The organism is Brevibacillus migulae (assembly GCF_004521915.1).
In the GTDB taxonomy this organism is placed as follows: domain Bacteria; phylum Bacillota; class Bacilli; order Brevibacillales; family Brevibacillaceae; genus Brevibacillus_F; species Brevibacillus_F migulae.
Window position 1 is genome coordinate 168,292 of the sequence record NZ_SDKD01000004.1, and the last position, 22,028, is coordinate 190,319.

Consider the following 22,028-nt stretch of genomic DNA (forward strand, 5'->3'; position numbering starts at 1 on the left):
CTCACATGTTCGATAAACACGCGAAGCAACTGACCCGATTTTCTGTTGTGAAGGTTGGATCGATCTTTGCAGCGGCCAGCCTCGTCATGCTCATCTCCATGTTTCTCGCGGTGCTGCATGGCGCAAAGGAATTGACCATACATACGGTGATGGAAGCGATCACGGCGTATGATCCGAAAATCACCGCGCATCAGATCATCCATGAGCTGCGGCTGCCACGCGTGATCGGTGCGGCTGTGATCGGTGCGGCTTTCGCAGTCGCTGGAGCATTGATGCAAGGGATCACACGCAATCCGCTCGCTGATTCCGGGATTCTCGGGATCAATGCAGGAGCGACATTTGTGGTGGCGCTGAGCTTTGCATTTTTTCCGAACCTTCCGTACTACAGCTTGATACTGGTTTCCTTTAGCGGAGCGGTCATGAGTACGCTGCTTATTTTCGCACTCGGATCATCGACCCCAGGCGGACTGACACCTGTACGTTTGACCATTTCAGGAGCGGTGGTCGCGGCTTTATTGAGCTCGCTCAGCTCTGGCATAGCCATCTATTATGATTTGAGTCAAGATTTGGCCTTTTGGTATGCCGGCGGAGTGGCAGGGATCAAATGGCTGCATTTGCGATTTTTGCTGCCCATACTGCTGCTTGCGATCATGTGGGCAGCTGCATTGGGACGCTCTGTATCCCTGCTTTCCCTGGGGGAAGATGTCGCAGCCAATCTCGGAATGAACACCAAGCGGATTCAGATTACTGGTATGGCGGTGGCGGTCATCCTGGCGGGGGTTTCCGTTTCAGCGGTTGGCGCGGTTGGCTTTATCGGGCTGGTCATTCCACATATCGCGCGGAAGGTGATCGGGGTGGATTACCGATTGATCATTCCGCTGTCCGCTTTATTAGGGGCGATCTTGTTAGTTTTGGCGGATTTGGGTGCGCGGACCGTGAATCCACCGAAAGAGCTGGCGATTGGTGTGATGGTGGCCCTCGTCGGTGTTCCTTTCTTTCTCTATTTGGCACGGAGGGAAAGGAGGAATCTGTAAATGAAGCAATCGGTCATGCCGGCAAAGCACAACGTTTTTGTGGTAAGTCTGGTATTGTTGGTGATCAGCGTGGCTGCGGTTTTCTTCAGCTTGAATGCAGGAACCATCAAGCTGTCCGCCCTCACTATGCTGCAAACGCTTCTTGGTTATGGCAGTCCGGAAGATTCGATGGTGTTGTTCCAATATCGTCTGCCGCGCATCTTGATCACGATGCTGGCAGGCATCGGATTGGGCGTTTCCGGCGCGATCCTGCAAGGAGTCACGCGCAATTTGCTGGCTGATCCGGGGATATTGGGTCTCCATGCCGGGGCATCGTTTGGCCTGATTATTTTCGTGACTTTTTTTGGCGCCATGGAGGGCCCGATTTCCTTGCTGATCCCGTTGTTTACCTTTGCAGGCGGAGTATTGGCTGCGGTATTGATCGTATGGCTGGCTTACGATCGTCACCGAGGGGTGGTTCCGATCCGGCTGATCTTGATCGGGATCGCGGTGGCTGCCGGATTCAGTGCCGTTTCGCTGTTTTTATCGCTACGGCTGGAGGACACCACTTACACGTTTGCTTCCCGCTGGCTGCTCGGCAACGTGTGGGGAAGGGATTGGTCCAATGTATGGGCACTTGCACCGTGGATCCTGCTGATCGTCCCGTATGTGTTTTTCCAGGCGCGCACGTTGAATGCCTTTACGCTTGGCGATGAGGTCGCGGCTGGGCTAGGCACATCGGTGCAGCCCAAACGGCTGCTTTTGCTCGCAGCTGCTGTGGCGCTGTCGAGCGCCAGTGTCGCGATGGCAGGCGGCATCGGCTTTATCGGCTTGGTTGCTCCTCATCTCGCACGGCGGTTGGTAGGCCCCATGCATGAGCATTTTTTGTTGGTCGCAGCGCTTATCGGCCTGGTGATCCTGGTGATGGCGGATACAATCGGGCGCACGTGGTTCCTGCCCAGCTCCATTCCCGCAGGCGTCATCGTGGCAGCGGTTGGCGCCCCCTATTTTCTCTATTTGCTTACGAAAACCAAATAAACGACTTAGGAGACAGACATGATGAAAAAGACGATCGCCATTATTCTCACGCTTATTTCGATTCTCACATTAGCAGCTTGCGGTCAGACAGCTACTCAACAGCCGGCGGCCGAGCAAACACAAGCTGCCGCACAGCAAGACCCATCGGCAGCTGGAAAGGAAGCGGTGAGCGCCGATCCGAAAATCGCATCGCTGTCGGCCCATCTGACGAATAATCTGCTGGCCCTTGGGATTACTCCTGCAGGTTCTGTATTGGGCGGAAAAGCGAAAGACTTCTTGGCACACGTGAAAGATCGTTTGAAGGATACGCAAAAACTGGGTGTTGCCGCTGAGCCTGATATGGAAGCATTGCTTGCCTTGAAGCCTGACATGATCTATGCGGATGAGGCATTTGCCAGCAAGGATCTTTCCAAGTATGAACAGATCGCGAAAACCAAAGTCATTTCCCTCGATAAAGGCACATGGCGCGACCATTTGCTGGAGATGGGCAGGGATTTGAATCGCGAGCAGCAGGCAAAGGATTTCATCGATGAATATCAAAAGCAAGCCGAGCATGTGAAGGAATTGATCAAAAAGAAAATCGGCGATGGCACCGTCATGGCGATCCGTGTATCTGCGAAGGAGCTCCGCGTTTTCGGCATGGGACGTCCGATGGGACCGCTCTTTTATGATGATCTGGGCTTGAAGCCGGCAAAAGGCGTAGAGAAAATCAGCAAAGCGTATGAAGTGATTTCACAGGAAGTTCTCCCTGATTACGATCCGGATGCGATCTTTGTCATGGTGAATGTCGAGGATGATGCGAAAAAGGTATTTGAACAGCTGCAGCAAAACCCGCTGTGGCAGGGACTCAAAGCAGTGAAAGCAGGCCATGTATACTTCGTAACGGAACAGCCTTGGCTCGATTACTCGGCGCTCGGCCGCAAAATGACGCTGGATGAGGCGGAGAAAATCTTTGCGAAATAAGGAACTACCTTGTATGATGGAGGCAACAGGGTTACTACCTATTTGCTGAGAGGGTGCTTAGCATGATTACACCAATCCGTGTGAAAGATCATAAAGATATCGAAAAAATCAACAAAATCGTGGCCAATTACGATTTTGACATCTGGATTCACGGCAAAAGCGGCATGGCTGATGCGAAATCCATCCTGGGCATGTATGTGCTGAAGCTTAATGAGCCTTTGACGCTTGTGATTCCGGACAATGTGGAATATAAGCAGCTGTTTAAAGAATTGGAAGAATTTCTTGATTTTGCGTAATGGCAAAAGCCCGTCGAGTGCAAAGTGCTCGGCGGGCTTTTTTGGTAGAAAAGAATCTAGTAAAATTCTTATCTACATAAGTGCAACTAAGGCTCCGCCAAAGGCTTGGCGAAACCAAGTTTTCTAATCGAGCCAAAATACGGTACGATCACTCGTGTAAGCCTTTGTTAACCAGATATAACCGCTTTTGCTTGCGCTGCTCTTTCAATACCTGCACGGCCTGCAAACATTCTTATGAAAGATTGGCGGATGCAGCAAAATAATACAAAGGAATGAGGAGGCAAATACAATGAAAAAACTGAGTGATATCCCGTTTTCGGTGCTTGATCTGGCTCCCATCGTCGCAGGGGGTTCCCCTGCCGATTCTTTTCGAAATACCCTTGATCTCGCGCGGCATGTAGAGAAGCTGGGTTATCTGCGGTTCTGGCTTGCCGAGCACCATAACATGCCTTTTATCGCAAGTTCCGCCACTTCTGTCGTGATCGGGCACGTGGCGGCCGGAACGTCAACGATCCGAGTGGGTTCCGGAGGCATCATGCTTCCCAACCATTCGCCTCTGGTCATTGCAGAGCAGTTCGGGACGCTTGAATCTCTGTTTCCGGGACGGATCGATCTGGGGCTCGGACGCGCGCCCGGTACTGATCAGCGAACCGCACAAGCACTTCGCCGCAACAACATGAACAACGGGGAAGATTTCCCGGAGCTGTTGGACGAGCTTCGCACCTATTTCGAGCCTTCGTTGGCAGCAGAGCCTTTGCGTGTGCGGGCGTTCCCAGGGGAAGGATTATCGATTCCGATCTGGCTGCTCGGATCCAGCGGATTCAGTGCCCAGCTAGCCGGCCAGCTCGGTCTGCCGTTTGCCTTTGCCAGCCACTTCTCGCCCGCGTACACTGTGCCGGCTCTCGATTTGTATCGACGATCATTCAAGCCTTCGAAAGTGCTTGAAGAGCCCTATGCGATGGTAGGTGTCAATGTGATTGCCGCAGAGACGGACGAAGAGGCGAATCGTCTGGCAACGACATTGCAGCGGCAATTCTTGAACCTGATCCGGGGTGTGGAAGAGCCGCTTCAGCCGCCTGTGGAGAGCATGGACGGGCTATGGACAGAGTACGAAAAACAAGCATTGCAGCAGCAGCTGGGAGCATCCATTTTCGGCAGCCCGAACACGGTGAAAGAAAAACTGCAAGCCTTCCTGGACGATACGCAGGCTGATGAAATCATGGTCGTCTCGCAAATGTATGACCACAAAGCTCGCCTGCGTTCATATGAGATCGTTGCGGATATCGCCAAGTCATAACGAATGGCACCAAGCTAAATGGCTCCGTGGAAGATGGGAAGTCCATCAGCGGAGCCATTTCAATTCCTGCTCGTATGTGGGCCATGGCGGGGATGGCAGCTGTTGAGTTACGCTTGCTTGCTAGCGATAGGAAAGAGCTTGATGGCCAAGCGCTTTCCAGGACTGGATAAACGTATGCTTGGCGGTCTTTTGCGCCTTTTTCCCGGTTAAGGGGTCATTCAGATAGACGTGTTCCTTGTCATAGCCGACGAGAACGACCGCGTGCAGATCTAGCGGTGCTGTAATCTGTTGATTTCCATGCTTCCATGACTCCCAGCGATCGGGAAGCTTGTATTCATTGGTTGTCCAGACGATCACCGGTTTTCCGTCCTGGATCTGGGATACCAGACGGTCAAAAGGCTGATCCGTCAAATTGACCGTACGATTGGGCAAGTAACGGCGCATCAATTTCTCAAGCGGCCTGGCATAGATGGCGAATCCGGCACGCTGCCCGGTAATATCACCGACAAAGCCATGGTGCGGATTTCCCCAGCGAGTGATGTCCCCGGATGCGCTTTTTTGCATGGGGTCCGGGTCTGTAGGCATCTCTCGGGCCAGCTTCATCTTGTCCGTCTTGATGCCAGCATGCTGCAGGACCATGGCGAGGCTCGTTACTTCACAGCCGAATCTCAGCTCCGGGTTTTGCTTGATCATGGGAATATCCAACATGACCTTTTCATTTTCAGCCTCATTGGCAGGCAGAGGTTGAGCGGGTTCAGGGCGACGGTACGAAGTCGTTTGCGGCAGCGAATGGGCAGATGGAGGCTGGATTTCTTCCGCATCCGGCTGTTCCTTTTGTTGAACATCGATTTTCGGTACCGCATCTTGATTTGAACAGCCGATTACTGCCAAGCAGACAGCAACCATTACGACAGAAGAATAGGCGTTCATGGTCTTGCTCCTTTACACGGGAATGCTGCCGACAAACCTATTCCTTAATTTGCTTCCGGTGCAGCTGGTTATGCATCGTACAGGACCGCATACAATTGCCATGCAAGAAGCGCCGAGTTGTAGTACAATATCGACAAACCCATAAAAATCTGAAGCCATTCGCAAAGGCAGCAGCAGTTGTTGCCGGATGCGGTGATTTCAGGAGAGGTTCTAGAAAAACCCTCTATAAAAAACTAAGGAACGATATCTCCTTAGGTATCGTTTTTTTCTGTGGTCATCGACAAAGAGTGTTGTTCTATGAATCTCTCTACTACCCATGTGCAGGCAACTGCCGGGAGAACAGAGAGGAGATCATGTAATGAAAAACAAAAAAGCGATTGTCGTTTTCAGCGGCGGACAGGACAGTACCACCTGCCTGTTTTGGGCCATAAAGCGGTTTGACGAGGTGGAGGCCGTGACCTTCAATTATGGACAGCGCCACAGCCTGGAGCTGGAATGCGCCGCTCAGATTGCCCAAGAACAGCAGATCAAGCATCATGTACTGGATATGTCGCTCTTGAGTCAGCTTGCTCCCAATGCATTGACCAGACAAGATATCGCCATCGAGGAGAAGGAAGGGCAGCTGCCGACGACCTTTGTGGATGGACGCAATTTATTGTTTCTTTCTTTTGCGGCCGTGCTGGCCAAACAGGTGGGTGCCCACCATATCGTGACTGGTGTATGTGAAACGGACTTCAGCGGCTATCCGGATTGCCGCGATGTCTTCATCAAGTCGCTCAATGTGACGCTGAATCTGGCCATGGATTATCCCTTTGTCATTGATACGCCGCTGATGTGGCTCAACAAAGCGCAAACGTGGGCGCTGGCCGACGAGCTGGGGGCATTTGATTATGTGCGGGAGAAGACGCTGACCTGTTATAACGGCGTGATTGCGGACGGCTGCGGAGAATGCCCATCCTGCCGACTGCGTGCCAACGGGCTGCAGGAGTATCTGAACGTCAGAAACGGAGGAGCTCGCGCATGATTCAGCAAATCTACCCATCTGTCGCCCATCCGTACCGGTACGAGCTGAATAAAGATTTTCAATTCGCGGCAGCCCACTACATCCCCAGCGAACATGCCGGGAAATGCAGCCGAGTGCATGGCCACACGTATTTTGTGAATGTAACGATAGCGGGAAATGAGCTCGATGAGTCTGGATTTTTGGTCAACTTCTCCATGATCAAAAAGCTGATCCATGACCGATTTGACCATTCCCTCTTGAATGAACATACAGACTCTTTTTCCGATGCGGATGCTGACCGGTTTCCCACGACGGAAATCGTAGCCCGGACGATCCATGAAATCATCCAGGCTTATCTGGACCAGTCGGAAAACAAACCGACCTGTGTGCAAGTCTTTTTGCGGGAGACACCGACGAGCTATGTCGTCTATCGACCGCTGGCAGGAGGAACGTATGGCGGCTAACCGACTACCTGTCATGGAGATATTTGGCCCCACCATCCAAGGAGAAGGCATGGTGATCGGGCAAAAAACAATGTTTGTACGTACCGCTGGCTGTGATTATTCGTGTGCATGGTGTGACTCGGCCTTTACCTGGGACGGCTCGGGAAAGGATGAAGTCCGCATGATGACCGCTGAGGAGATTGTAGCTGAGCTATATCGCACAGGCGGGGAGACGTTTTCCCATGTGACGGTTTCGGGAGGCAATCCGGCTTTGCTTGCCCATCTCGGCGAATTGATCGCATTGCTGCATGAGCGGGGAATGACCGTGGCGCTGGAAACGCAGGGCAGCCGCTGGCAGGAGTGGTTTTTGCAGATTGATGATTTGACCCTGTCCCCCAAGCCGCCTAGCTCCACAATGGTGACCAATTGGGGAGTGCTGGATGATATCGTGGAGAGACTGTCCCGGCATGAGCGGAATTTCAGCCTCAAAGTGGTGATCTTCGATGAACGGGATCTGGATTATGCGAAGCAGGTGCGCCGCCGATATCCACAAGCAGCTTTCTTCCTGCAGGCGGGCAATGATGATCTGACGGAAGCTGATCCGCGTGCGTTATTGGATCGGTTGATGAATCGCTATCTGTGGCTGGTAGATACCGTGATGGCATCTGCTGAGCTGAAGGACGTGAGAGTGCTTCCGCAGCTGCATGCATGGCTGTGGGGCAACAAGCGCGGGGTTTAACCAGTATGAATGGGTCGAACCTTTCCGATCCTTTCAAATCGTGGACGTTTATCTTAAAATGAGAGGAAACGACATGTAAGGGACGAGAGAGGAGACCGCTGTGCAACATAAGAACAAGACAGTAGTGAGATCCATGGACATACTCAATCTGTTCATCACTCGACCGGCACTGTCTATTAATGAAATGGTTGAGCTCTCCAAAATTCCAAAAACCTCCGTGCATCGCATGGTCAAATCGCTGGAGGATATGGGCTTTTTGCAAAAGGATGCGCTAGGGCGCTACTCGCTTGGCCTGTTATTTTTGCAATTCGGCCAATTGGTAGCAGACCGGCTGGATATACGGCATCTGGCCTTGCCTTTCATGAACCAGCTGCGCGATGAGGTTGGGGAAGCGGTCAATCTGATCGTAAAGGACGGACAGGATGCCATCTACATTGAAAAGGTCGATACACAGCACCCGGTCCGGATGTATACGAAGATCGGCCGTCGGGCTCCATTGTACGCAGGAGCGTGTGCCCGTGTCATCCTGGCTTTTCTTCCGGATGAGGAAAGAGAGAAATATCTGGGGGAAATCGAGCTCAGACCGATCGGCAAAGGGACGATTACCGAGCATCATACATTGTGTGAAGTGGTAGAGCTGTCGCGGCAGCTCGGGTATACGATCAGCTATTCGGAATTGGAGAATGAAACGGCCGCGGTGGCTGCGCCAATTTTTGACTACACGGGACGACTGTACGCAGGACTGAGCATCGCAGGGCCGGAGAGCCGGTTTCAGCCGGATCGCTTGCCCCTTTTGATCGAAAAAGTGAAAGAGACGGCAATCCTTATTTCGCGACAACTCGGCTGGAATGGACAATAGTAAGTGAGGTTTCCTGACATGAAAAGGTGTCAGGAATTTTTTTTGCTTGTCAAACCGAATTCTGAAAAGTATCATTATTCTATCGACCATTAAACGGAATCACAATTCCGAAATTCGGAATTTTAAGGAGGGGGCATATGTACAGAACAGACCTCAATTGTGACATGGGGGAAAGCTTTGGAGCCTATCAGCTGGGGCGAGACGCAGAAATTTTGGCGCATGTCAGCTCAGCCAATATCGCATGCGGCTTTCACGCCGGCGATCCAGCGACCATGCGCAAGACCGTGCGGCTCGCTTTGCAGCATGGCACGGCCATCGGGGCACATCCCGGTTTGCCTGATCTCGTTGGCTTTGGCCGCCGAAATATGGACATAACGGCACAGGAAGCGTACGACATGGTGGTCTATCAGATCGGCGCCCTCCAAGCTTTCGTCCAAGCGGAAGGCGGCAAGCTGCAGCATGTGAAGCCGCATGGGGCGCTTTATAACATGGCTGCCAAACAGCCCGAGCTGGCCAGAGGGATAGCGGAAGCGGTCTATCGCGTGAACCCGGAGCTGATCTTATTCGGACTGTCCGGCTCCGAGCTGGTGAAGGCAGGACAGTCCATCGGTTTGCGCACTGCCAGCGAGGTATTTGCCGACCGCACGTATCAGCAGGATGGCTCATTGACCCCGAGACGTGACGAAAATGCCCTGATTACCGATCCCGTACAAGCGGCAGATCAGGTGATCGGCATGGTGAAGGACGGAAAGGTACGTAGCCTGCAGGGAGTAGAGGTCCCGCTTGTTGCTGACACGATTTGCATCCACGGCGACGGGGCCCATGCCGTTGAATTTGCCCGGATCATCAGCGAAAAGCTGAAAGAGGCTGGCGTGGCGATTGTTGCTGTTGGTCAATAAAAGGAAGAGGGGGAAAGAAAATGCTTACCTTGATCGGCGTGTTGATAGTCATTGTAGGTTTCGCATTGCGGTTTAATCCTTTGATTGTGGTGACGGTAGCGGGGATTGCGACCGGTTTGGCCGGACAGCTTTCCATGGAAAAAATCCTGACGACGTTTGGGGAGTCATTTGTCAACAATCGGTATTTATCGCTTTTCATTTTAACTCTTCCCATTATCGGACTCCTGGAGCGTTATGGACTGAAGAAGCAGGCGCAGGCATTGATCAGTAAAGTGGCGGTCGCTACCACCGGACGTTTGCTGATGGTATACCTCTTCATCCGGGAAGCCGCCGCTGCAGTTGGTTTGACAGCAATTGGCGGCCATGCCCAAATGGTACGTCCGCTGGTGTCTCCCATGGCCGAAGCGGCAGCAGAAAACAAATACGGTAATTTGACAGAGAAGGTGCGCAACCGGATTAAATCAATGTCGGCAGCCACTGATAACGTCGGCTTGTTTTTCGGGGAAGACATCTTCATTGCGTTTGGGGCGATTTTGCTGATGAAAGGCGTGTATGAGGAAAACGGAATCGTCGTTGAACCGATCCATATGGCTTTGTGGGGCATCCCAACGGCTATCGCAGCCTTTATCATCCATGGGGTAAGGCTCTATTTACTGGATAAAAAGCTGCAGAAGGAAGCCGCGGCTAACGATAACTCCAATCAGAACAAAAGTGCCTAGGAGAGGGAGTGACACAAGATGATCATCAATTTGGAATATGTCTATTATATCGCTGGGCTTTTCATGGGCTTTATCGCCTTTCTATCTTTTCGTGACACAACCAATCCGAAGCGGTTTTTAACGGGTACCTTCTGGGGACTGTTCGCGATCTCCTTTTTATTCGGAAAACTGATTCCGCCGATGATCATGGGCGTACTTGTAATTGCCATGGCATTGATTGCCGGGATCGGCGGGGTACGCATGGGCAAGCATGAGCAAGCATCTGAGGAGCAGCAAGAGGCAAGTGCGCGCAAGATGGGCAACAAGCTATTCATTCCAGCACTCTTGATTCCGGTGGTAACGATCGTGTGCAGCCTCGGTTTGAAAAATGTGCAGATCGGCGGCCTGTACCTGTTGGATAGTAAAAATGTAACGTTGGTTAGCCTTGGCGTCGCATGCGTAGTCGCACTGATCGTAGCGCTCTCGATCACCAAATCCAAGCCAGTACAGTCGGTGAAAGAATCCCGTCGTCTGATCGACGCAATCGGGTGGGCATCGGTACTTCCGCAAATGCTGGCTACGCTTGGCGGATTGTTTGCCGCAGCGGGAGTTGGAAAGGTCATTTCCGAGCTGGTCAGTTCCGCGATTCCGGTGGACAACAAGTTTTTGGTCGTCGTTGCCTATGTCGTTGGGATGGCGTTGTTCACGATGGTGATGGGGAACGCGTTTGCTGCCTTCCCTGTGATGACAGCGGGGATCGGGATCCCGCTTATCCTTCAAATGCATGGTGGTGATGCGGCGGTCATGGCGGCGATTGCGATGTATTCCGGCTATTGCGGTACACTCCTGACTCCAATGGCGGCCAACTTCAATATCGTGCCGGCGGCGCTGTTGGATTTGCCGAAATATGATGTCATCAAGGCACAGGTGCCGACAGCGCTCATCCTCCTGACTGTTAACGTCTTTTTGATGTATTTCTTGGTGTTCTAGTACGTACGAGGGAGGGATATGAATGGCTAAAGTACTGCTCACGGGTTTTGATCCCTTTGGTGGGAGCGATGTCAATCCTGCCTGGGAAGCGGTGAAAAGCTTCGAAAGCAAAGCGGTTGCCGGTGTGGAACTCGTTATTCAAATGATACCGACCGTCTTTCATAAATCGATTCAAACATTGGAAGCAACCATTGCGCGAGAAAAGCCGGACATCGTGATCTGCGTCGGTCAGGCTGGCGGCCGAACCGATATCACGGTGGAGCGGGTCGCGATTAATGTGGATGATGCTCGCATTCCTGACAATGAAGGAAATCAGCCAATCGATGTGCCGATCTATGCGGACGGCCCAGCCGCCTACTGGTCCACGCTGCCGATCAAGGCGATCGTCAACAACCTGAGAAAAGCGGGCATTCCCGCATCGGTCTCGCAAACGGCAGGAACCTTTGTCTGCAATCATCTGTTTTACGGCTTGGCGCACTTGATCGCCACCAAGTATCCGCGAGTGCGGGGCGGCTTCATCCATATCCCCTATTTGCCGCAGCAGGCTGCCCAACTGCCGAATGCACCAAGCATGGGCGTGGCGCAGGTGATCGAGGCATTGGAGGTAGCTGTGACAACTTCCGTCTCCTGCGAGCGGGACATTGTGATGGCGGATGGCCAAATCAGCTGAGAAGATCCAGGAATGAGAACAGCATCCTTGCAAATCGGAGGAAGGCGGGTGACACGCATGACAAACAATAAGTATAACAGGCAGCCTGATGTGACCTGCCATCCTCTGGGGGATGCTGCCGCTACGATAGAATTTGCACGCCGGATCGATCCGGCAGCCCACGAGCAGGTCAGGGCGCTGGTCCGTCATCTGGAAGAATGCCGATTTCCTGGGATGATCGAATACGTGCCCTCTTTTTCGAGTGTGACCGTATTCTACGATCCGAGGGAAGTAAAGCGACAATGGCAAACGGATGAAAACGGGGAGGCGCGCACAGCTTTTCAACTCGTATCTGAATGGCTGATGAGGGCAGTTGCCGCACCTGCGGAAGCAAAGCGACAAGCCCCCCGCATCGTGGAGGTGCCGGTATGCTATGGCGGAGAGTACGGGCCGGATTTGGGCTACGTTGCCGAATCTCATGGCTTGACGGAAAAGGAAGTCATCCAGATTCATAGCGCTGCAGCATACACGGTTTACATGATCGGCTTTGCCCCAGGCTTTCCGTATTTGGGCGGCATGTCGGAGAGGATCGCGACCCCCCGACGTTCCAATCCGCGTCTGACCATACCGGCAGGATCGGTGGGCATTGGCGGGCAGCAGACCGGGATTTATCCCATCGAGACACCGGGCGGCTGGCAAGTGATCGGCAGGACGCCGGTTCGCCTGTTCCAGCCGGAAAAGCATCCGCCCAGCTTGCTGATGGCGGGAGATGTCATCCGGTTTATCCCGATCACTCCAGAGGAGTATCAGGCTTATGAGGAGGAGGGGCAATGAGCATACAAATCATACGCCCTGGACTCCTCACCAGCTTGCAGGATTTGGGGCGAATCGGCTATCAAAAGTACGGAGTGATCGCCAGCGGCGGGATGGACCCATTTGCGCTGCGCTTGGCCAATCTGTTGGTGGGCAATGAAGAGGGCGAGGCTGTGCTGGAAATCACGTTGATGGGTCCGACGCTGCTGGTCGAACAGGATGTGCTGATCGCACTGACAGGCGGGGACACGGCGGCAAGAATAGGAGATGCCGAGTTACCGATGTGGCGGCCTGTTTTTGTGAAAAAGGGCAGCGTGATCACCTTTGGCGGCTGCCGCAACGGATGCCGTACGTATATGGCGGTAGCAGGAGGCTTTGCCGTTCCTCGCGTGCTGGGCAGCAAAAGTACGTATTTGCGCGCCAAAATTGGCGGGTATCAGGGCAGAGCGTTGGCTGTGGACGATGTGCTGGCCATTGGCGAGCCTTCTGATGTAGGCAAGCTTTTTGCGAAACGGCTCAAGGAGCGAGCAAACGATTCCGCGCACGCGGCGCCCCATTGGGGGATCACAGCAGAGCTGCTGCAGTTTTATGGGGAGCGTTCGGTGAGAGTCATTCAGGGACGTCATTTTTCTCTGTTTACGGAAGAAAGCCGGCGTGACTTGTTTCAGCAATCCTTTGTTATTACCCCCCAGTCGGACCGCATGGGCTATCGGCTGACAGGACCCGTTCTTCAGCTTGCCGAGCAAGAGGAGGTGCTGTCTGAAGCCATATCGCCGGGCACGATCCAGGTTCCCTCCGAGGGGAATCCAATCCTGCTGATGGCGGACCGGCAAACGACCGGAGGCTATCCGCGGATTGCGCAGGTTGTCAGTGTCGACATCCCGGTGGTTGCCCAGTGCAAGCCAGGGGATCGCATTCGCTTTCGGGAGATATCGCTTGCCGAAGCGGAAGAGCTGTACTTGGCGAGGGAACAGGAGATCAAGGACTTGAAAGCGGGCATCGAGTTGAAAATGCGGTCTTCCTTATAGCATCGATATGAATCATATCGTCTTACAACTGAGAAAGCGGCCATTCATGTGGCCGCTTTTTTTCGTGGATTTTTCGCAACAGTGCTGCCAAGGCGCACCGTCAAGCTGCTGCGAAGCCAGGTTTTCAAATGAGAAAACTCTCATTTTGCAGCAATTGCCATTTTCCATACAGCATGAAACAATGATCGTATACGCAGAGGAGAGATCATGATGAACCATGCGAACATTTTAATCATCGAGGATGAAAGAAAAATCGCCCGGTTTCTGAAGCTCGAATTGGAATATGAAGGCTATGAAGTGGCGATCGCAGAGGATGGTGTTGCCGGCCTGGAGGCTTATACAGGGGGCAGCTGGGATATCGTCCTTTTAGACGTGATGCTTCCGAGGCTGAATGGGATGGAAGTGCTTCGCCGCATCCGCCTATCCGGCAGTGCAGTGCCTGTCATCCTGTTAACGGCGAGGGATTCGCTTCCAGATAAAGTGAGCGGGCTGGATTCAGGAGCCAATGATTATATTACCAAGCCTTTTGCCATCGAGGAGCTGCTCGCGAGAATTCGCGCTTGCTTGCGGATGTCACAGATGATGAAAGCTGACAATGAGCTTTTGAAAATGGGAGACTTGTTCGTTGACGAAAAAACGAGGGTGGTCAAACGGGGGGAAAGTCAAATCGAATTGACTCCTCGAGAATTCGATTTGCTCGTCTACCTGATGAAGCACGCGAACCAGGTTCTTCATCGGGAACAGCTGCTGTCGCAGGTGTGGGGCTTTGACTATTTCGGCGACACCAATGTGGTCGATGTGTATATTCGTTATTTACGCAAGAAGCTGGACTATCCATTCGATTCCCCTCCGCTCATCCATACGGTGCGGGGAGTCGGCTATGTATTGAAGGAGTAGCGCACCATGAATATTCGCAATAAGATCCATCTGTTTTCGACGGTATGGCTGGTCATGATCGTCTTGGCCATTAACGCCTCTATCTACTGGCTCTTTTACAAACAGACGACGGAACAGGAGCTGGATCGGGTGCAATTGCAGGCGGAAAGCATCGCGGAAAGGCTGCGTCCGGCTGACCATACGATTAACCCAGCGGATATGCTGCGGGCATTTTTGCCGCCAAATGGAATGATCCGCGTGATCGATGAAAAGTCCGGTTCGATCATGACCGCCGCGAAGGAAGCTGATTTTGCTGACTTGCCGCCGCAGTATCACGATGGGCAAGTGGTACGGCTGGATAAAAGGGAAGGCGCCCTTTATGCCATCGCGCAGGTTCCTTTGATTTGGCAGGATGGGAGCGTCGTATCATTGGAAGTCACGGCCAGCCTGCTTGCGGTGCAAGACACGCTAAACATGCTGCAGGTCGTGCTGCTCCTCGCCTCCCTGGTCGTTCTGATTCCCTCCTTTCTGGCAGGGCGCATGCTTGGCAATGTCATGCTTCGTCCGATCACTGCCATGATTCAGACGATGGAGGAGATTCAGAAAAAGGGGACGTTTAAAAAGCTTGTCTTGCAGGACCAGTCCAAGGACGAGTTGTATCATTTGGGAAACGCGTTTAACCGCATGATCGACCGATTGCAGGATAGCTTTGACAAGCAGCAGCAATTCGTCTCGGATGCCTCCCATGAACTGAAAACGCCGCTTACCGTCCTTGAAGGGTATGCCACCATGCTGAAGCGCTGGGGGCTGAAGAAGCCCGAAGTGCTGGAGGAGTCCGTAGAAGCCATCTATGCGGAAGCTGTGCGCATGAAAAACATGACCAGGCAATTGCTAATGCTGGCAAATCCGGATGCACAGACGAGTTTGACGCTTTCGCAGCTTGATCTGGTGTCGCTGTGTGAGGAAACGAGCAAATGGATGAGGCAGACGTATGAAAGGCACATACAGACAGAGACTGCAAGATCGGAAATCATGCTTCAGGCAGACGAGCAAAAGCTGAAGCAGCTGCTGGTGATCCTGCTTGATAATGCACTCAAATACAGCAGCGCACCGGTCATGATTCAGATCTCGGAAACAGCGTATGAAGTCAGCTTTTCCGTCCGGGATGAAGGCATCGGTGTCCCGCAGGAAGACCTGCCTCACATTTTCGATCGGTTTTACCGGGTGGATAAAGCGCGGGCACGAGAGACAGGCGGAAGCGGATTGGGCTTGTCGATTGCGAAGCGGATCGTCGAAGCCCACGGTGGCCGGATCGAGGTTTTCAGCGAGGAAGGAAAAGGTTCACGCTTTACCGTGACATTGCCCAGATGAGCTGGAGCCGACTAGGGGGGATTGTCATCAAAAGAAAATATGTACTGTATAGTCTGGTGATTTTGCTGGTTGGACTGATGGCAGGCATGCAAACCATGGTTCTGGGCAAGGAAGAAAAAGTGATCGAGATGGAAAAGGTCAAGGAGATGATAGAGAGTCGCTATGCCGGCGAGGTAACATCGATTGCCTTGGAGCAGCTGGAGGGACAAGTCGTATATCGAGGCCATCTGAAGGCAAAACCCGGGACCTATCAAATCACGGTTGATGCGTATGAGGGACGTGTCCAGCATATAGAGCCGATCGCATTGGCTTTGCCGGAGCAATCAGCGGATGAGGCAGAAGCTGAGTCAGAGACGGATGGACAGAATGAGCATGCAGCGCCACGAATGGAAACCTCTGCAGGCATCAGTTTGGACCGCGCGCGGGAGATTGCCATGACGGAGGTAGAAGGACGGTTTGACGGGATTGAAGTCGAACAGGAGAACGGTGTGATGGTATTCGAGGTGGAGATTGATACCGCCGCAGAGCAAGAAGTAAAGGTCCAAGTAGATGCCTACACGGGCGCGATCGTTTCGGTTGTGTGGGAAGACTGAAGCTTCTCATCAAATTCTCATGTGGCTCTTTTTTTCCTTTCATGTTTCTTCTGTATTCTGAGAGAAACCGATCAAGAGGAGGAATGAAACATGAAAGCGATCACCACGGCAATGATAGGGGCATTGCTTGCGGGAAGTCTTGGTGCGACCGCTTATGCCGATCACGATGACCGCCATCCCAAGCAAAACGAACAGTGGCCCGTCTTTCTGAAAATTGACGATGATGTGCCCGCTGATGCGATGAAAAAGGTGCTGATCACTGCGGATAAAGCAAAACAGCTTGCGCTAGGCGTACAGCAAGGGCTCATCACTGAGCTGAAGCTGGATGTCGAAGGCGGTATGCTCGTCTATCAAGTAGAGATCTTCCATAACGGTGACGACGAAGATGTGTATGTCGATGCGCAAACCGGCCAAGCGTGGCGAGAAAACGACCAGTTGCGCAAACAACAACTGGTGAAGATCACGGAGGAAGAGGCCAGGAAAATCGCATTGTCCAAAGTCAGCGGCACAATCGTGGACGTTGAACTGGATGAGGAAGACGGACAATACGTGTACAGCATGGAAATACGCACAAAAAAATGGCAGGAAGCCGAGATCGAAATCTCGGCAACCACTGGCGAAGTCCTGGATATGGAATGGGACGATTAACTCCATAAAAAAGCTCCCTTGCGTTTTCACAAGCAAGGGAGTTTTCTATGGAAATGACTATTCCACGATCAGTTTACCAGTCATGGTATCATGACCAGCACCGCACATTACGGAGCAGACAAATTGGAACTCGCCAGTTTTGTCAGCGGTGAATTCAGCGCTGCCATCCCCTTTGATGTCCACGTTAAAATCAGGCAGAGAAATGCCGTGCATGCCTTCTGTATTAGCAAGGGTAAGTTTTACTTTGTCGCCTTTTTTCACGCGAATTTCTTTTTGATCGAATTCAAAGTTTTTCGCGGACAGCTTGATTTCTACAACCCCATCTGCAGATTGAGTCGCAGCAGGTGCGGAGCTGCTTGCAGCGCTATCGGTAGAAGCAGCTTGATTGCTTCCGCAGCCCGCCAAAGCAAGAGCGACAACAGAAGCTAACAAAAATGCACTGATTGATTTTTTCATGACAATTTCCCTCCATAGACCATTCTATCTCTATTTGTGAACTGCTTTAAAAAGCAGGAATCACCATTACTTTTTCTCAGAAGCTGACTCGTTTTCTCCCTTTACATCGGAAGTGATCTCATCCACAACGCCTTTGGTGGAAGAGCGGAATTCGCGAAGGGTATCCCCAAAAGCACGGCCCAATTGAGGCAGCTTGGATGGGCCGAAAATCACGAGAGCAATGATCAAGATAATGATTAATCCAGAAACACCGATATTGTTAAACATGAATGTTCCTCCTTCGTTTATGACTCAGCTGGTGACGATTGAACCGTTTTGCGCAAATACCAACTCGAGAGTATGATGCTAATCTCGAACAGCAGGATCAGAGGAATCAGGACCGATAAGTGCGAAAAGAAATCGGGCGGCGAAATCATGGACCCGACGATGGCCAATCCCAGATACACGTATTTACGGACTTTCTTCAACTGGGCAGGATTGAGGACGCCGATCTTTGTCAAAAAGAGAACAACCGCGGGCATCTCAAACGCTACCGTCAAAGGAAAGATCACGTTAAACATAAACGAAAAGTACCGGTCAATCCCGTAGGTTTCTACAGCGCCGATGCTCTGGTTCACTTTTGACAGGAATGACACCATCATCGGAAAGGCAACAAAATAGCTGAAGGCTACGCCGCAAAGAAACAGGAAGAAGGATAGCGGGACAAACCAGATCGTGCTTCTCGCTTCCTCTTCGGACAAGCCTGGTCTGACAAACGCCCAGATTTGATAGAGAGCGAATGGCAGCGACAAGATGAGCGCGACCAGAAAGGCGCACTTCATATAAATGAACATACCGTCTGTCAGCGAGAACACGTTCCACACGATATCCGCTGCAGCAGGCTGTGATTTGATAAACAACAGAATATCCGGGGACATGTACAAGCCAAAGCAAAGTGACAAGACGAAAAAGACAATCGCCCAAATCAGTCTTTTCCGCAGCTCCGTCAAATGGGAAACAACTTCCTGAGTCTGCATATACACCCCTCGTATAAAAAGGATATAGAAAAGCGGAAAACCCGCTTTTCTATATACCCTAGAACTTCAGAAGATTAAACCAATTGGCCGCCTTGCTTCATGTATTTCAGGATGCCTTCCGCAGCGCGGTAAGCCAGGGCGCCAACGGTTGCAGTCGGGTTGAAGCCACTGTTGTGACCAAATGCAGAAGCGCCAACGACGAACACGTTTTCCGCATCCCACATTTGCAGGTAGTTGTTCACCACAGAAGTGGATGGATCTGCACCCATGATCGCTCCGCCAGTGTTGTGCGTCGATTGGTAAGGAGTGATGTTGTAGGCTTTCAGCTCTTTGTTCGCGTCAACGATCGTCGCGCCCATTTCTTTCATGATTTCTTCGGATTTGCCTACCAAGAACTTGGTCAGTTCACGGTCTTGATCTTCCCAGTCAAAGGTCATGCGGAGCAATGGCTGACCGTATGCATCTTTGTAAGTTGGGTCGAGGTCAAGGAAGTGATGCTTCCAAGGCATGCTTGCCCCTTGTGTTGCGAGCGTAATGGTGGAGTTTGCATATTTGATGGAAGCTTGTTTGAAATCTTTCCCCCAGGACGGTGTACCTTTTGGCACGTTGTTGCTTCCAATTGGACGAGCGCCATATTGGAACACGCGCAGGCCAGCACCATGGATGAAGTTCAGATCGCTGTGGTCAAAGTTGTCCCCGTTGAAATCACTGATTTCCGCACCGAGGGAACCGGCACCCGCATACAGGTTGAACTGTTTATCGTCAAAGAACCCGGTCACTTTTCCGCTTTGCGTTTGGTATGCGTAGTTTTTGCCGACAACGCCAGTGCCGGAAGCTGGATCGTATGGTTTGCCCAGTTTGGAGGTGAGCAGCAGACGTACGTTGTTCAATACGTAGCTGGTCAGGATCACCATATCTGCTGGCTGTTCGAACTCTTCGCCAGTCAGAGTATTTACATACACGACGCCAGTTGCTTTTTTGCCATCATGCAATACGCGAGTGACGTTGGAGTGAGTGCGCAGATCCAGCTTGCCTGTTTTTTGGGCAACCGGGATAACCGTTACGACAGGGTCTGCTTTCGCACCGTACTCACAGCCGAAACGCTCGCAGTATGCACAGTATTGACAGGCTGCGCGCTCGATGCCATCCGGGTTTTTATACATTTCGGACAGGTTCGCGGAAGCAACGACATACGGATGGTACCCCAATTTTTTGCTCGCGTCCATGAACAATTTCATGGTTGGAGTGACCTTCATCGGTGGTGTTGGATATGGCTTGGACTTTTTGCCGAGCATCGGGTTGTCTTCCTGCTCGCCGGAGATACCCGCCATATGCTCGTATTTCACGAAGTAAGGCTCCAACTCGTCGTACTTGATACCCCAGTCTTGGATCGTCATACCGGCTGGAATTTTTTTCGCTCCATAACGTTCAATGGTTTTGGACTTGATTTCAAAGTCATAAGGCAGGAAGCGGCCATATTGACCATTCCAGTGAGAACCGGATCCGCCCACACCGTCGCCCAGCAAGAATGAACCGTACGTACGCATTGGCAGTGCGCGCATTTTCTCGTTGTTGCGGAATGTGACGGTCTCTTTGGACAGGTCTTGCATCATTTCATAACGTTGTGCATAACGCAGCTCGTCATGAGCCATGAAGTAATCGCTGGTATCTCTTCCTTTACCGCGTTCAAGTCCGACTACTTGGATGCCGGCTTTTGTCAGCTCAGCGGCGATGATCCCGCCAGTCCAACCCATACCGACCAGAACAACCGGAACTTTAGGCAATTTTGTACTCATCTATGTCATCCCTTCCTGATGAATTAGTGGCCCATATGGTCATGCAGACTTTTTGGTTCCATTTTCACGAATTCGTCTTTATCGATGATGTTGGCGTAGCTCATCTGCGTACCTGGATAGTTACGCATTTTCCAACCCTGCATGTCTTTGTTGCCGCCATACATCGGGTCTGCATACGCACCTTCAAGAGTCATGCTGCGCAGGAGGGAAAAGAATTCTTTCGTAGTAGTACCGGAAAGTTTGTATTCTTTGCCTTCTTCAAACACTTTCAACACTTCATCTTGTTCGGTTTCGGAGAGCTCGGTGAATTTCTTGCTGTATTTGCTCTTGCTGTAGTCAGTTAGGCCCTGCAAGCCCACAGTAAAGATTTCAACACGTTTCATCGAGGATTGCATCCCTTGGGTTGCTTCCCCTTTAAAGAAAGGGCCAGTCATGTAATCTTTCGCATTGATTCCCCAAGGGCTCGCAAGCTGGTGGTCAATGTAAAAAGCTACACCCAATTCCTTCGCGCCAGGACCCAGTTCATCTTTCGGGAAGATGCGCTCGGTAGCCGCTTCGGTGATCTGGAATTGCTCTTGATTGAAGTACATCAGAGCCTGGTTGTAGTTCACTGGTTTTTCCACTACTTTTTCTACTTCTACTTTCTGTTTGCCGATGAGGGCGCCGCCAAGTACGCCACCCACGACAAGCCCACCGATGGTGAGACCGGAATTCTTCAGGAATTCGCGGCGGGATGTGCTCTTTGGCTGTTTGGAATTGTTGTCTGCCACAGCTTGTTCCTCCTCTTTTTGTACATGTGGATGGAAGATGGTAAAAAAATTGAAAGTTACCTAGATAATAATTACCCAAACATCAAGAATACTAATCCTATTAAATTTGTATGTCAAATGTTTAGTACTGGTATAAAATTACCAGACAATTGCGACATCGATTCTGAGTTCCAGGCATGAATGATGATTTGGAAGCTTTCGGTTTTTTTGGTATGATTTCAGAGGAAGTATGGCGTGCATGCGATACAATTGGAGGCGCTTACAATGCAGACTTACGGTCATAGAATCAATCAGACTGCACGAATTTTTACCAAGAAGTTTAATGAGAAATTGTATGATTTGGGTATTTTCAGTTCTCAATTGGCCATCATTTCCTTCCTGCATCGCAATGGCTGTTCGACGCAGGTTGAGATCAGCAATTACTTGAATGTAGAGGCTCCAACCATTACCAGAACGCTCGCAAGATTGGAAGAGCTGGGGTGGGTCGTGCGCACCGAGGGGAAAAATAAAAGAGAACGGAAAGTGTCTTTGACACAAGAGGCTCAAGAATTGTTCCCGGTCTGGCAGAAAGCAGCGTTTGATGTAGACGCGGTCGCGCTTCGCAATATTTCGGAGAAGGACTTGGAGGTTTTTACGAAAGTGCTAAACCAGATTTATCAAAATCTGGACAGCGAACCTTCGAAAAGTGAAACTGCAGAAAAAGATGCATGATATGGTCATTGACAAATAATTTTATTTATGGTATGATATATATTTTTGTTATTTACACGAAACCTCCTGTGTGTTACATAAAAATAAGACACTCACCACTGGGAATTGGCAACCGTATGTCAGTCGGGAATGG

26 protein-coding genes and 1 riboswitch are annotated in these 22,028 nt (G+C 51.5%); of the genes, 20 read left to right on the top strand and 6 right to left on the bottom strand.

Features of this window, described 5'->3' with window-relative positions; genetic code table 11:
• Positions 1 to 86: 86 nt before the first annotated feature.
• From EIZ37_RS06215 to EIZ37_RS06235, 5 genes are all read left to right on the top strand, one after another.
• On the top strand, positions 87 to 1,034 hold the full coding sequence (locus EIZ37_RS06215) for a FecCD family ABC transporter permease (RefSeq protein WP_235827906.1): 948 nt from the start codon (positions 87 to 89) through the stop codon (positions 1,032 to 1,034).
• The gene (locus EIZ37_RS06220; protein ID WP_134683711.1) at positions 1,035 to 2,051 is read left to right on the top strand and encodes a FecCD family ABC transporter permease; all 1,017 of its coding nucleotides are present in this window, start codon (positions 1,035 to 1,037) and stop codon (positions 2,049 to 2,051) included.
• Between the two features lie 21 nt (positions 2,052 to 2,072).
• Positions 2,073 to 3,014, top strand: coding sequence for an iron-hydroxamate ABC transporter substrate-binding protein (locus EIZ37_RS06225; protein ID WP_167568699.1), 942 nt, complete (start codon positions 2,073 to 2,075; stop codon positions 3,012 to 3,014).
• A 62-nt stretch (positions 3,015 to 3,076) separates the two neighbouring features.
• Positions 3,077 to 3,310, top strand: a complete 234-nt coding sequence (locus EIZ37_RS06230; RefSeq protein ID WP_134683713.1) for an HPr family phosphocarrier protein — start codon at positions 3,077 to 3,079, stop codon at positions 3,308 to 3,310.
• A gap of 289 nt (positions 3,311 to 3,599) precedes the next feature.
• Positions 3,600 to 4,607: an LLM class flavin-dependent oxidoreductase gene (locus EIZ37_RS06235; RefSeq protein ID WP_134683714.1), complete on the top strand. Its 1,008-nt coding sequence runs from the start codon at positions 3,600 to 3,602 to the stop codon at positions 4,605 to 4,607.
• 120 nt (positions 4,608 to 4,727) lie between these two features.
• Here the strand turns inward: EIZ37_RS06235 and EIZ37_RS06240 are convergent, their stop codons facing one another.
• On the bottom strand, positions 4,728 to 5,537 hold the full coding sequence (locus EIZ37_RS06240; RefSeq protein WP_134683715.1) for a C39 family peptidase: 810 nt from the start codon (positions 5,535 to 5,537) through the stop codon (positions 4,728 to 4,730).
• Between the two features lie 198 nt (positions 5,538 to 5,735).
• Positions 5,736 to 5,780: riboswitch (PreQ1 riboswitch) on the top strand.
• A gap of 115 nt (positions 5,781 to 5,895) precedes the next feature.
• Between EIZ37_RS06240 and queC the strand changes: the two genes are divergently transcribed.
• From queC to EIZ37_RS06310, 14 genes are all read left to right on the top strand, one after another.
• Entirely contained in the window at positions 5,896 to 6,561 is a 666-nt protein-coding gene (queC, locus tag EIZ37_RS06245; RefSeq protein ID WP_134683716.1) for a 7-cyano-7-deazaguanine synthase QueC, read from the top strand.
• On the top strand, positions 6,558 to 7,004 hold the full coding sequence (gene queD, locus EIZ37_RS06250) for a 6-carboxytetrahydropterin synthase QueD (protein ID WP_134683717.1): 447 nt from the start codon (positions 6,558 to 6,560) through the stop codon (positions 7,002 to 7,004). The genes queC and queD overlap by 4 nt, the downstream gene beginning before the upstream one ends.
• Positions 6,994 to 7,722 (top strand): 7-carboxy-7-deazaguanine synthase QueE, encoded by a 729-nt coding sequence (gene queE, locus EIZ37_RS06255; protein ID WP_134683718.1) that lies wholly within the window; start codon positions 6,994 to 6,996, stop codon positions 7,720 to 7,722. Before queD ends, queE begins: the two co-directional genes overlap by 11 nt.
• Before the next feature lie 100 nt (positions 7,723 to 7,822).
• Positions 7,823 to 8,581 carry an IclR family transcriptional regulator gene (locus EIZ37_RS06260; RefSeq protein ID WP_134683719.1) on the top strand — a complete coding sequence of 253 codons (759 nt, stop codon included), beginning with the start codon at positions 7,823 to 7,825 and terminating at the stop codon, positions 8,579 to 8,581.
• A 137-nt stretch (positions 8,582 to 8,718) separates the two neighbouring features.
• Positions 8,719 to 9,480, top strand: coding sequence for a LamB/YcsF family protein (locus tag EIZ37_RS06265; protein ID WP_134683720.1), 762 nt, complete (start codon positions 8,719 to 8,721; stop codon positions 9,478 to 9,480).
• A gap of 20 nt (positions 9,481 to 9,500) precedes the next feature.
• A complete protein-coding gene (locus EIZ37_RS06270; protein WP_134683721.1) occupies positions 9,501 to 10,199 on the top strand; it encodes a DUF969 domain-containing protein in 699 nt (232 codons plus the stop codon).
• A gap of 18 nt (positions 10,200 to 10,217) precedes the next feature.
• Positions 10,218 to 11,168: a DUF979 domain-containing protein gene (locus EIZ37_RS06275; RefSeq protein ID WP_134683722.1), complete on the top strand. Its 951-nt coding sequence runs from the start codon at positions 10,218 to 10,220 to the stop codon at positions 11,166 to 11,168.
• 22 nt (positions 11,169 to 11,190) lie between these two features.
• Positions 11,191 to 11,838: a pyroglutamyl-peptidase I gene (gene pcp, locus EIZ37_RS06280; protein ID WP_134683723.1), complete on the top strand. Its 648-nt coding sequence runs from the start codon at positions 11,191 to 11,193 to the stop codon at positions 11,836 to 11,838.
• A gap of 57 nt (positions 11,839 to 11,895) precedes the next feature.
• Positions 11,896 to 12,651, top strand: a complete 756-nt coding sequence (pxpB, locus tag EIZ37_RS06285) for a 5-oxoprolinase subunit PxpB (protein ID WP_134683843.1) — start codon at positions 11,896 to 11,898, stop codon at positions 12,649 to 12,651.
• Positions 12,648 to 13,658, top strand: a complete 1,011-nt coding sequence (locus EIZ37_RS06290) for a 5-oxoprolinase subunit C family protein (RefSeq protein WP_134683724.1) — start codon at positions 12,648 to 12,650, stop codon at positions 13,656 to 13,658. The genes pxpB and EIZ37_RS06290 overlap by 4 nt, the downstream gene beginning before the upstream one ends.
• A 210-nt stretch (positions 13,659 to 13,868) precedes the next feature.
• Positions 13,869 to 14,555, top strand: coding sequence for a response regulator transcription factor (locus tag EIZ37_RS06295; RefSeq protein ID WP_134683844.1), 687 nt, complete (start codon positions 13,869 to 13,871; stop codon positions 14,553 to 14,555).
• 6 nt (positions 14,556 to 14,561) lie between these two features.
• Complete coding sequence (locus EIZ37_RS06300) at positions 14,562 to 15,905, top strand: sensor histidine kinase (protein ID WP_134683725.1); 1,344 nt, start codon at positions 14,562 to 14,564, stop codon at positions 15,903 to 15,905.
• Positions 15,902 to 16,498 (top strand): PepSY domain-containing protein, encoded by a 597-nt coding sequence (locus tag EIZ37_RS06305; RefSeq protein ID WP_134683726.1) that lies wholly within the window; start codon positions 15,902 to 15,904, stop codon positions 16,496 to 16,498. Before EIZ37_RS06300 ends, EIZ37_RS06305 begins: the two co-directional genes overlap by 4 nt.
• Positions 16,499 to 16,588: 90 nt before the next feature.
• Positions 16,589 to 17,146, top strand: a complete 558-nt coding sequence (locus EIZ37_RS06310; protein WP_134683727.1) for a PepSY domain-containing protein — start codon at positions 16,589 to 16,591, stop codon at positions 17,144 to 17,146.
• A 57-nt stretch (positions 17,147 to 17,203) separates the two neighbouring features.
• On the opposite strand, the gene EIZ37_RS06315 is transcribed toward EIZ37_RS06310, so the two are convergent.
• The 5 genes from EIZ37_RS06315 to EIZ37_RS06335 all read right to left on the bottom strand — a co-directional run bounded on the left by EIZ37_RS06315 (position 17,204) and on the right by EIZ37_RS06335 (position 21,184).
• Positions 17,204 to 17,602, bottom strand: coding sequence for a cupredoxin domain-containing protein (locus EIZ37_RS06315; RefSeq protein WP_134683728.1), 399 nt, complete (start codon positions 17,600 to 17,602; stop codon positions 17,204 to 17,206).
• 66 nt (positions 17,603 to 17,668) lie between these two features.
• Positions 17,669 to 17,869 (bottom strand): twin-arginine translocase TatA/TatE family subunit, encoded by a 201-nt coding sequence (gene tatA / locus EIZ37_RS06320; protein ID WP_134683729.1) that lies wholly within the window; start codon positions 17,867 to 17,869, stop codon positions 17,669 to 17,671.
• 17 nt (positions 17,870 to 17,886) lie between these two features.
• Positions 17,887 to 18,618, bottom strand: coding sequence for a twin-arginine translocase subunit TatC (gene tatC, locus EIZ37_RS06325; protein ID WP_134683730.1), 732 nt, complete (start codon positions 18,616 to 18,618; stop codon positions 17,887 to 17,889).
• A 74-nt stretch (positions 18,619 to 18,692) separates the two neighbouring features.
• A complete protein-coding gene (locus EIZ37_RS06330; protein WP_134683731.1) occupies positions 18,693 to 20,414 on the bottom strand; it encodes a GMC family oxidoreductase in 1,722 nt (573 codons plus the stop codon).
• Positions 20,415 to 20,437: 23 nt separating this feature from the next.
• Positions 20,438 to 21,184 carry a gluconate 2-dehydrogenase subunit 3 family protein gene (locus EIZ37_RS06335; protein ID WP_134683732.1) on the bottom strand — a complete coding sequence of 249 codons (747 nt, stop codon included), beginning with the start codon at positions 21,182 to 21,184 and terminating at the stop codon, positions 20,438 to 20,440.
• A gap of 264 nt (positions 21,185 to 21,448) precedes the next feature.
• Between EIZ37_RS06335 and EIZ37_RS06340 the strand changes: the two genes are divergently transcribed.
• Positions 21,449 to 21,895 carry a MarR family winged helix-turn-helix transcriptional regulator gene (locus tag EIZ37_RS06340; protein ID WP_134683733.1) on the top strand — a complete coding sequence of 149 codons (447 nt, stop codon included), beginning with the start codon at positions 21,449 to 21,451 and terminating at the stop codon, positions 21,893 to 21,895.
• Positions 21,896 to 22,028 lie beyond the last annotated feature (133 nt).

Coding starts and splice junctions, on each gene's coding strand:
- EIZ37_RS06215 (WP_235827906.1), top strand. CDS start 87: ATGCTCATCTCCATGTTTCTCGCGGTGCTGCATGGCGCAAAGGAATTG.
- EIZ37_RS06220 (WP_134683711.1), top strand. CDS start 1,035: ATGAAGCAATCGGTCATGCCGGCAAAGCACAACGTTTTTGTGGTAAGT.
- EIZ37_RS06225 (WP_167568699.1), top strand. CDS start 2,073: ATGAAAAAGACGATCGCCATTATTCTCACGCTTATTTCGATTCTCACA.
- EIZ37_RS06230 (WP_134683713.1), top strand. CDS start 3,077: ATGATTACACCAATCCGTGTGAAAGATCATAAAGATATCGAAAAAATC.
- EIZ37_RS06235 (WP_134683714.1), top strand. CDS start 3,600: ATGAAAAAACTGAGTGATATCCCGTTTTCGGTGCTTGATCTGGCTCCC.
- EIZ37_RS06240 (WP_134683715.1), bottom strand. CDS start 5,537: ATGAACGCCTATTCTTCTGTCGTAATGGTTGCTGTCTGCTTGGCAGTA.
- queC (WP_134683716.1), top strand. CDS start 5,896: ATGAAAAACAAAAAAGCGATTGTCGTTTTCAGCGGCGGACAGGACAGT.
- queD (WP_134683717.1), top strand. CDS start 6,558: ATGATTCAGCAAATCTACCCATCTGTCGCCCATCCGTACCGGTACGAG.
- queE (WP_134683718.1), top strand. CDS start 6,994: ATGGCGGCTAACCGACTACCTGTCATGGAGATATTTGGCCCCACCATC.
- EIZ37_RS06265 (WP_134683720.1), top strand. CDS start 8,719: ATGTACAGAACAGACCTCAATTGTGACATGGGGGAAAGCTTTGGAGCC.
- EIZ37_RS06270 (WP_134683721.1), top strand. CDS start 9,501: ATGCTTACCTTGATCGGCGTGTTGATAGTCATTGTAGGTTTCGCATTG.
- EIZ37_RS06275 (WP_134683722.1), top strand. CDS start 10,218: ATGATCATCAATTTGGAATATGTCTATTATATCGCTGGGCTTTTCATG.
- pcp (WP_134683723.1), top strand. CDS start 11,191: ATGGCTAAAGTACTGCTCACGGGTTTTGATCCCTTTGGTGGGAGCGAT.
- pxpB (WP_134683843.1), top strand. CDS start 11,896: ATGACAAACAATAAGTATAACAGGCAGCCTGATGTGACCTGCCATCCT.
- EIZ37_RS06290 (WP_134683724.1), top strand. CDS start 12,648: ATGAGCATACAAATCATACGCCCTGGACTCCTCACCAGCTTGCAGGAT.
- EIZ37_RS06295 (WP_134683844.1), top strand. CDS start 13,869: ATGAACCATGCGAACATTTTAATCATCGAGGATGAAAGAAAAATCGCC.
- EIZ37_RS06300 (WP_134683725.1), top strand. CDS start 14,562: ATGAATATTCGCAATAAGATCCATCTGTTTTCGACGGTATGGCTGGTC.
- EIZ37_RS06305 (WP_134683726.1), top strand. CDS start 15,902: ATGAGCTGGAGCCGACTAGGGGGGATTGTCATCAAAAGAAAATATGTA.
- EIZ37_RS06310 (WP_134683727.1), top strand. CDS start 16,589: ATGAAAGCGATCACCACGGCAATGATAGGGGCATTGCTTGCGGGAAGT.
- EIZ37_RS06315 (WP_134683728.1), bottom strand. CDS start 17,602: ATGAAAAAATCAATCAGTGCATTTTTGTTAGCTTCTGTTGTCGCTCTT.
- tatA (WP_134683729.1), bottom strand. CDS start 17,869: ATGTTTAACAATATCGGTGTTTCTGGATTAATCATTATCTTGATCATT.
- tatC (WP_134683730.1), bottom strand. CDS start 18,618: ATGCAGACTCAGGAAGTTGTTTCCCATTTGACGGAGCTGCGGAAAAGA.
- EIZ37_RS06330 (WP_134683731.1), bottom strand. CDS start 20,414: ATGAGTACAAAATTGCCTAAAGTTCCGGTTGTTCTGGTCGGTATGGGT.
- EIZ37_RS06340 (WP_134683733.1), top strand. CDS start 21,449: ATGCAGACTTACGGTCATAGAATCAATCAGACTGCACGAATTTTTACC.